This window comes from Citrifermentans bremense R1 (genome assembly GCF_000426865.1).
In the GTDB taxonomy this organism is placed as follows: Bacteria; Desulfobacterota; Desulfuromonadia; order Geobacterales; family Geobacteraceae; genus Geomonas; species Geomonas bremensis.
This window is the reverse complement of sequence record NZ_AUGE01000054.1, coordinates 1-7,703: the sequence shown is the minus strand read 5'-3', so window position 1 is coordinate 7,703 and position 7,703 is coordinate 1. Positions and strand designations below refer to the sequence as shown.

The window sequence follows — 7,703 nt, the reverse complement described above, 5'->3', positions numbered from 1 at the left end:
GGGGACTAAAAAAAGGGGACTGGCTCCGCAAGGTGCCTGTCCCCCTTACTGCCGTGATCCAACTGCTACTGCCTGGACTCCAGGTAATTCTCCGCATGGTAGCTGCTTCTGACGTAGGGGGCGCTCTCGACGTGCTCGAATCCCATCGCCAGCGCCCTCTCCTTGTAGCGCTCAAACAGTTCCGGCTCGACGTAACGCTGCACCGGGTAATGCATCCGGCTGGGCGCCAGATATTGCCCCAGGCTCAGGTAGCCGCATCCCGCCTTCAAGAGGTCTTCCATAACGGCAAACAGTTCCGCTTCCTCTTCCCCGAGGCCCAGCATGAGACCTGACTTGGTGTTGAGGCCGGGGGCCATCCGCCGCGCCTGTGCCAGCAGATCCAGCGATCTTCGGTAGTCCGCGCCGCTGCGGATGGAGTAAAGCCGCGGCACCGTCTCCAGGTTATGCCCAAGAATATCTGGGGCACTCTCGACCACCGCGGCCAGCGCCGCCAGCTCCCCGCGGAAGTCCGGGATCAGCAGCTCGACCTTGGTTCCGGGAGATACGCTACGGATCGCGGCCACCGTCTCCGCATAAATCGAGGCGCCGCCGTCGGCAAGGTCGTCGCGGGTAGGGCTGGTGATCACCACGTGGGAGAGCCCCAGCCGCTTGACCGCTTCCGCGACCGAAACCGCCTCCCCGGGTTGCAGGGGAAGCGGGGTCTCCTTGGAGACGGAACAAAACGAGCAGAGACGCGTGCAGATGCGCCCGAGGATGAGGAAGGTCGCCTGGCGCTTGCCGAAGCATTCGGTGATGTTGGGGCAGCGCGCCTGCTGGCACACCGTGTTCAGGCGCAGCTCCTTTAAAAGCCCCTCCATCTCAGCATGGGCCGCGGGGATGATCTTCTTCTGCAGCCAAGCCGGTTTTCTGATCGGATCCATGTGCACCTCAACTTTGAAAAAGAGAAAAGGGGACAGGCTAATTTTTCATTTCAAAAAGTAGCCTGTCCCCCTTTTTGCAGTTCTGCTAAGTCCGCCCCTCTAGGTTCCAGCTGGCGCTTCTATACTTCCGGGTTTCCAGCAACGCCGCGGCTCCAAGTTCCGCCTCGGTTGGGGGGTGCGGTCTGAGGGACACCCCCAGGCGCTCCTGGAACGATTCCACCAGCGTCCGCTTCAACTGGGAGGCCTCGACGGCAATGCCGAGCTCGGCAAGGCTCACCGCACCTGCAGCGCCAGGGGCGGTTTCTTTCAGGTAGCGGAGCCCGTGCTGCACCCGGCTCACCAGCGGGATGGAACCGTGCTGCAGGATGGCCCCGTTCACCCGGCGCTGGGCGTTGCCGCCGATCTTGCGCCCACGCACCACGATGTCGAATTCTTCCTTGCCGGCAAAGCAGAAGGTGGTGCGCGCGCCCAGGCGTTCCCCGTCCGGATTCAGGTCCGCGGCGAAGCTGGCTTCAAGCCCGAGCTTCTGGTAGGTCCCCAGCAAAAAGGCGCACAACCTGCGGAAGCCGTCCTTCACGCCCGCCGCGCCTCCAATGTGTCCGGGGGCGCAGACGATGCTGTAGGTCAGCTCCTGTGCGTGATAGATGATCCCGCCGCCGGTCATGCGGCGCACCACCGGGACCTCTTCCTCCCGGCAGAGCTCCAGCTTCAACGCGGCCGCGGCATCCTGAAAACGCCCCACGGAGAGCGCAGGGGGATCCCAGCCGTAGAGCCGGAGCAGCGGCTGCGAGCGCTCCTTGTCGAAACAGTTGAGCAGCGCCTCGTCCAGGGCCATATTGGCGGGGCCTTCGAGAGGGCCGGTGTCGATCAGACGCCAGGTAAACATAAATCCAAAACCTCAAAACCAGTAACACGGAGAAAATCTGAGAACTTCTGAGAAAACCAAACTTCTGAGAAAACCAAATCTTGTTGGGAAACGGCAGAAGCTATCTAACAAAACAGCCACGGAGAAATCAAAGGAAATCTTAGACTTCCTCAGATTTTCTCCGTGGCCGATGGTTCCAGGTCCCGCCTCTGCCTTTACTCGCAGCAGACCTGCTGCGCCCTTGCCGCCCGGGTCTCGTCCAACCGCCCCACCGGGGTCGTCACCGGCGCCTGGCGCAGGGCCTCCGGGTCCTCCCTGGCTATCCTCGCCGCCTCCAGCATCACGTCGATGAAGAGGTCCATGGTCTGCTTACTCTCCGTCTCGGTCGGCTCGATCATGATCGCCTCCTTGACGTTCAAGGGGAAATAGACTGTGGGGGGATGGAAGCCGCGGTCGATCAGGTACTTGGCGATGTCGATGGCGTGTACCCCGTCCTGCAGTTGCCGGCTCGCCGAAAAGGCGCACTCGTGCATGCAGGTCTGGTCGAAGGGAAGCTCGTACTCTCCTTTGAGCCGGGCCATGATGTAGTTGGCGTTCAAGACCGCGTGTTCGCTCACCTCGATCAGCCCCTCACGCCCCAGAAGCGTGATGTAGGCGTAGGCGCGCGCCATGATGGCGAAGTTTCCGAAGAAGTCGGAAACCCTCCCGATTCCCTCGGGATGGGCCTCGACGGCGAAGCTCCCGTCCCCTTTTCGCTGCACGCGGGGGGTGGGGAGGTAGGGGATAAGCCCTTTTTTGACCCCCACCGGTCCGCTCCCGGGCCCTCCCCCGCCGTGCGGAGTGCCGAAGGTCTTGTGCAGGTTGACGTGGATCACGTCGAAGCCGACGTCGCCGGGGCGCACCTTCCCCAGGATCGCGTTCAGGTTGGCCCCGTCGTAATAGATGAGCGCGCCCGCCTGATGGGCTATGGCGCAGATCTCGGCTATGTGCGGGTTGAAGAGCCCCAGGGTGTTGGGGCAGGTCATCATCACCGCCGCCACCTCTTCGCTCATCGCGTTCTTGAACTGTTCCAGGTCCATGTCACCGTAGGGAGCGGTCGGTATGGTGACGATCTCGTACCCCGCCATGGCGGCGCTGGCCGGGTTGGTGCCGTGCGAGGAGTCGGGAACGATGACGTACTTGCGCCTCTCATCTCCGCGCGCCTTGTGGTAGGCGGCTATCACCATGATCCCGGTCATCTCGCCGTGCGCCCCCGCCAGGGGCTGAGTGGTCACCTCGTCCATGCCGGTGATCTCGGCCAATTGCTGCTCCAGGCCGTGGACGAGCGAGAGCGGTCCCTGCACCAGCCGCTCGCCGCCGGGAAGCAGCGGCAGGAACGGATGGCATCCGGCGAAGAGCCCCCCCGCGTTCTCGGTCACCTTGGTGTTGTACTTCATGGTGCAGGAGCCCAGGGGATAGAAATTGGTGTCCACGGAGAAGTTCCTCCGGGAAAGGTTGGTGTAATGCCGCACCAGGTCAAGTTCGCTCACCTCCGGCAGGAGGACCGGCTCCTTGCGCCGAAGCGCATCCGGAAAGGGGGACGCCTTCGGGACGTCGGAGAGGGGAACCCGCACCCCGCTGCGTCCCGGTACCGATTTCTCGAATATCAGCTGCATAGCGCCTCCTCCAAGAGAGCTGCCAGGCGGTCGATCTCCGCCTTGCTCCGTTTCTCCGTTACCGTTACCGTCAGCGCGTTGTCCATGCCCGGATAGTACTGACCCAGCGGCACGCCCGCTGCGACCCCGGAGGCTAGGAGCTTCTCCACCACCGGCGCCGCGTCTTTGGGAAGCGATAGGGTGAACTCGTTGAAGGTGCTCCCGGCGTTCATCACGCTCACTCCCTTCACGCCGGCAAGGCTGGACTTCGCGTACTGCGCCTTGTCGTAGTTCAGAAGCGCCAGCTCTTCGAACCCCTTTTTCCCCAGCGAGGCGCAGAAGATCAGCCCGCGCAGGGCGCACAGGCTCTGGTTGCTGCAGATGTTGGAAGTCGCCTTGTGCCTTTTGATGTGCTGTTCGCGCGCCTGGAGGGTCAGCACGTAGCCGCGACGCCCCTGGTTGTCGATGGTCTCGCCCACGATCCGGCCGGGGAGGTTGCGGATGAAGCGCTTGCGCGTGGCGATGAACCCGAAATAGGGGCCGCCGAAGGAGAGCGGGTTGCCGAGGCTCTGGCCGTCGCCGACCGCGATGTCGGCTCCCATCTCGCCCGGGCTCGCTACGAGGCCGAGAGCGATGGGATAGCCGGAGACGATGAGAAGGGCCCCTTTCTCGTGGGCCTTGACGGCGAGCTCGGAGAAGTCCTGCACGCTCCCGAAGAAGTTCGGGTTCTGCACGACCACCGCGGCCGTCTCCTCGTCGATTGAATCGATGAGCCTTTTTAGGTTCGAGCAGCAGCCATCCGGCGCCACCTCGACCGCTTCCGCGGAAAGCCCGTGCAGGTATCCGGTCACGATCTCGCGGTGCAGCGGATTGATCGAGGCGTCCAGGACCACGCGGTTGCGCTCGGTGATGCGGAGCGACATGAGGGCCGCCTCGGCCACCGCGGTCCCGCCGTCATAGAGCGAGGCGTTGGATGCCTCCATCCCGGTCAGCCGGCAGATCACGCTCTGGTATTCGAAGAGCGCCTGCAGCGTCCCTTGCGAGCACTCCGGCTGGTAAGGGGTGTAGGCGGTGTAGAATTCGGCGCGCGAGGAGAGGTGGTCCACCGCCGCCGGTATGATGTGGTCGTAGATGCCGCCGCCGATGAAGGGGACGATCTCCGCCCCCCCGGCCGCGGCCTTCTCCCTCATGATCCGCATCAGCTCGAACTCGGACATGCCGGGGGGGAGGTCGAAGGACTTGGCGCGCAGTTCCGCCGGGATGGGAGCGAAGAGCTCCTCGATGCTGCCCGCGCCGATCACGGCGAGCATCTCCCGGATCTCGTCCGGTGTGTTGGGACAGTATCCCATCCCTACAGCCCTTCCAGGTACTTGGCGTAGGCCGCGGCGTCCAGGAGCGCACCAAGCTCGGAGGCGTCCACACCTTCCAGCCTGCAGATCCACCCTTCGCTCTCGGCGCCCTGGTTCACCAGCTCAGGCGCGTCCTCCAGCTTGTCGTTCACCTGGGCCACCTTGCCGGAGACCGGCGCGTAGATGTCGCTTGCGGCCTTGACCGATTCTATCCCCGCCAGGGTGTCGAACTGCTTCACGCTCTTGCCGATCTTCGGGAGTTCCACGAAGGTGATGTCTCCCAATTCGTGCGCGGCGTGCTCGCTGATGCCGACGATCGCCTGCGCCCCGTCCATCTCTACCCACTCGTGCTCCTTGGTGAAGAACTTTGCCATCTGGTGATCCTCCGTTTTGTGTAGGTTCGCAAGAAAAACAAAAACTAAATCGTTGAACAGGGATGAAGGGGATAAAAGCTTGGGACCCAGGGAAAAGAGCGAGGAGGCCCCCTCCCTGTCCCTCCCCCTCCGGGGGCGGGTACTCTATGGTCACCGTCACCCGCGTCTCCACTTTCTCCTCCCCCTGGAGGGGGGAGGCCGGGTGAGGGGCAAGGCTATGCCCTCAAAGAACCTCCCGTGTAGAAGGGAAGCTCGACCACCTGGGCCTCCATCTCTACCCGCTCGTGCTTGATGGTGAGCCTGGTCCCCAAGGCCGCGGCCTCCGGCTTCACGTACCCCATGCCGATGCCGCAGGAGAGCATGGGGGAGAAGGCGCCGCTGGTCACCATCCCCACCGGCGCTCCCTGGTGCAGGATCTCGTAAAAGTGGCGCGGGGAGCGGCGGGAGTCGACGCGAAAAGCGACCTTCACGTTTTCCGGCCCGGTTTCCCGCTCCTTAAGGAGCGCATCCTTGCCGACGAAATTCTTGTCCAGGTTCACGAAAGCGGTAAGCCCCGCTGCAACCGGGGAGATCTTTTCGTCGATGTCGTTTCCGTACAGCGAATACCCCATCTCCAGGCGCAACAGGTCCCGGGCGCCCAATCCGGCTGGGGCGACCCTCGGGTCCTTGAGCAGGAGCTCCCACAGTTCCGCAGTCTTGCCGCTGGGGAGAAAGATCTCGTAGCCGAGTTCGCCGGTGTATCCGGTCCGGCTCACGATGGCGTCCTCCCCGAGGACGCGGGTCCTGGTGAACTTGAAGAAGGGAAGCGCGCCGAGTTCGCTCCCCAGATGTTCCACCAGCACCTCGCGGGAGAGCGGCCCCTGGAGGTCCAGCTTCCCGGTCTGCGCCGAGATGTCGACCAGTTGCGCCGGCTCTTTCAGCCGCGAGGCGATGATCTTGAAATCGTTGGGCGCGGTCGCCGCGTTTACTACGATCATCACCTCGTCCTCAGCCAGCCTGAAGACGATCAGGTCGTCGATCACCCCTCCCGACGGGTTCAGCAGGAACCCGTAGCGCGAGCGCCCGACCGGGATTCCCTTGACGGAGAAGGTGAAGACATCTTCCAAGCCGCCGGCCTGGATGTCCCCCCGGAACCGAAACTCTCCCATGTGGCAGATGTCGAAAAGCGCCGCTTTTTCGCGGCACCACCTGTGTTCGGCGATGATCCCCTCGTACTGGATCGGCATCAGCCATCCCCCGAAGGGAGCCATCAGCGCCTTGAGCCCCTCGTGCTGGGCTTGCAGCGGTGTCGCCTTGAGATCTTCCATAGCTGCTTCTCCTTTCTGCCGGCAGCGGGCCGGCGGTTGGCTCCGTTATCACGTAAGGATTAGGCTGGGAGGCAACCCGCTTTAACTTCTTGCCAAATCAGCCGATTTGCTTATAATCTAGCCTTTGTTAGGAGATCCGAAATGGATAAAGAAGCTGTCGTTCAAAAGACCGTCGAGACGCTGGCCCCCTTCGAGACCGCCAACCTCGTACATTTCATAAAAACCCTCACCGTGAAAAGCGCGATGAGCAACCCGTGGATCATCGGCGCGTTCCTGGTCATCGCCTTTTATGCCATCGTGGTCCGCTCCAAGTTCGTGCTCTCAATGCTTTTCGCCGCTGTCTCGCTGCTTCTCTTGCTTCGCTACACCCTGCCGACCGAGGGGGACACCCTTTCGGTTTCCTCCACCCTTCCCTTCGCATTCGGCGGCCTCGCCATAGGGGCGGTGCTCATCTACCTCAATTTCATCAAGACGGAGTAAGTTTTGCGCAGAGTAGGCTTTACCAGCACCATCCCGCTCGAGGTGCTGATCGCGGCGGGCGTGGTCCCCATCGACCTGAACAACGTCTTCATCACCCACCATGACAACGCGTCGCTCATCGAAGATGCAGAGCTCACCGGTTTCCCAAGGAATGTCTGCGCCTGGATCAAGGGGATCTACGGCGCCGTGGTGCAAAGCGGCGTCACCGAACTGATCGCCGTCACCGAAGGGGACTGCAGCTACACCAAGGCGCTCATGGAGGTGCTCTCCCTGAACGGGGTGCGCGTTTACCCCTTCGCCTATCCTGCCGGGCGCGAGGCTGCGCCGCTCAAAAAAGAGATCGAAAAGCTGATGGGACAGTTCGGCGTCGACTGGGACCAGGTGGGCGAGGCGAAAAAGCGCCTGGACCGGATCCGCGCCAAAGTCCACGAAATAGACCGCCTCTCCTGGCAGGAAGACAAGGTGACCGGGGAGGAGAACCATTACTTCCAGGTCTGCACCTCGGACATGAACGGCGACCCGGACGCGTTCGAGGCCGAGGTCGACGCCTTCATCGCCGCCGCGGCCGTCCGTGCGCCGCGCCACGAGCGCCTAAGGCTCGCTTTCCTGGGGGTGCCGCCGATCATATCCGGACTTTACGGCTTCCTGGAGGAGGTAGGCGCCAGGGTAGTATTCAACGAGACCCAGCGGCAGTTCTCCATGCCTTTCGGGATCGAGGACCTGGTGGAACAGTACCGGGCCTACAGCTATCCCTATGACATCTTCCATCGGCTC

Annotated in this window: 8 protein-coding genes; 2 read left to right on the top strand and 6 right to left on the bottom strand. The window is 62.8% G+C overall.

Annotated elements, in window-relative coordinates; genetic code table 11:
- Window positions 1-65: 65 nt before the first annotated feature.
- The 6 genes from lipA to gcvT all read right to left on the bottom strand — a co-directional run bounded on the left by lipA (window position 66) and on the right by gcvT (window position 6,449).
- Window positions 66-920, bottom strand: a complete 855-nt coding sequence (lipA, locus tag K419_RS0118330; RefSeq protein WP_026842829.1) for a lipoyl synthase — start codon at window positions 918-920, stop codon at window positions 66-68.
- A gap of 85 nt (window positions 921-1,005) precedes the next feature.
- Entirely contained in the window at window positions 1,006-1,806 is an 801-nt protein-coding gene (locus K419_RS0118325; protein ID WP_026842828.1) for a lipoate--protein ligase family protein, read from the bottom strand.
- Window positions 1,807-2,000: 194 nt separating this feature from the next.
- Window positions 2,001-3,440 carry an aminomethyl-transferring glycine dehydrogenase subunit GcvPB gene (gene gcvPB, locus K419_RS0118320; RefSeq protein ID WP_026842827.1) on the bottom strand — a complete coding sequence of 480 codons (1,440 nt, stop codon included), beginning with the start codon at window positions 3,438-3,440 and terminating at the stop codon, window positions 2,001-2,003.
- On the bottom strand, window positions 3,431-4,768 hold the full coding sequence (gcvPA, locus tag K419_RS0118315; RefSeq protein ID WP_026842826.1) for an aminomethyl-transferring glycine dehydrogenase subunit GcvPA: 1,338 nt from the start codon (window positions 4,766-4,768) through the stop codon (window positions 3,431-3,433). The genes gcvPB and gcvPA overlap by 10 nt, the downstream gene beginning before the upstream one ends.
- A gap of 2 nt (window positions 4,769-4,770) precedes the next feature.
- Window positions 4,771-5,142, bottom strand: coding sequence for a glycine cleavage system protein GcvH (gene gcvH, locus K419_RS0118310; protein WP_012528833.1), 372 nt, complete (start codon window positions 5,140-5,142; stop codon window positions 4,771-4,773).
- Between the two features lie 215 nt (window positions 5,143-5,357).
- Window positions 5,358-6,449, bottom strand: a complete 1,092-nt coding sequence (gcvT, locus tag K419_RS0118305) for a glycine cleavage system aminomethyltransferase GcvT (protein ID WP_026842825.1) — start codon at window positions 6,447-6,449, stop codon at window positions 5,358-5,360.
- Window positions 6,450-6,590: 141 nt separating this feature from the next.
- Here gcvT and K419_RS0118300 point away from each other — a divergent pair, with 141 nt between their 5' ends.
- Together K419_RS0118300 and K419_RS0118295 are read left to right on the top strand one after the other, a co-directional pair.
- Window positions 6,591-6,929 (top strand): hypothetical protein, encoded by a 339-nt coding sequence (locus K419_RS0118300; RefSeq protein WP_026842824.1) that lies wholly within the window; start codon window positions 6,591-6,593, stop codon window positions 6,927-6,929.
- A gap of 3 nt (window positions 6,930-6,932) precedes the next feature.
- Window positions 6,933-7,703, top strand: a 771-nt coding sequence (locus tag K419_RS0118295) for a 2-hydroxyacyl-CoA dehydratase family protein (protein ID WP_026842823.1), incomplete at its 3' end; no start/stop codon positions are given.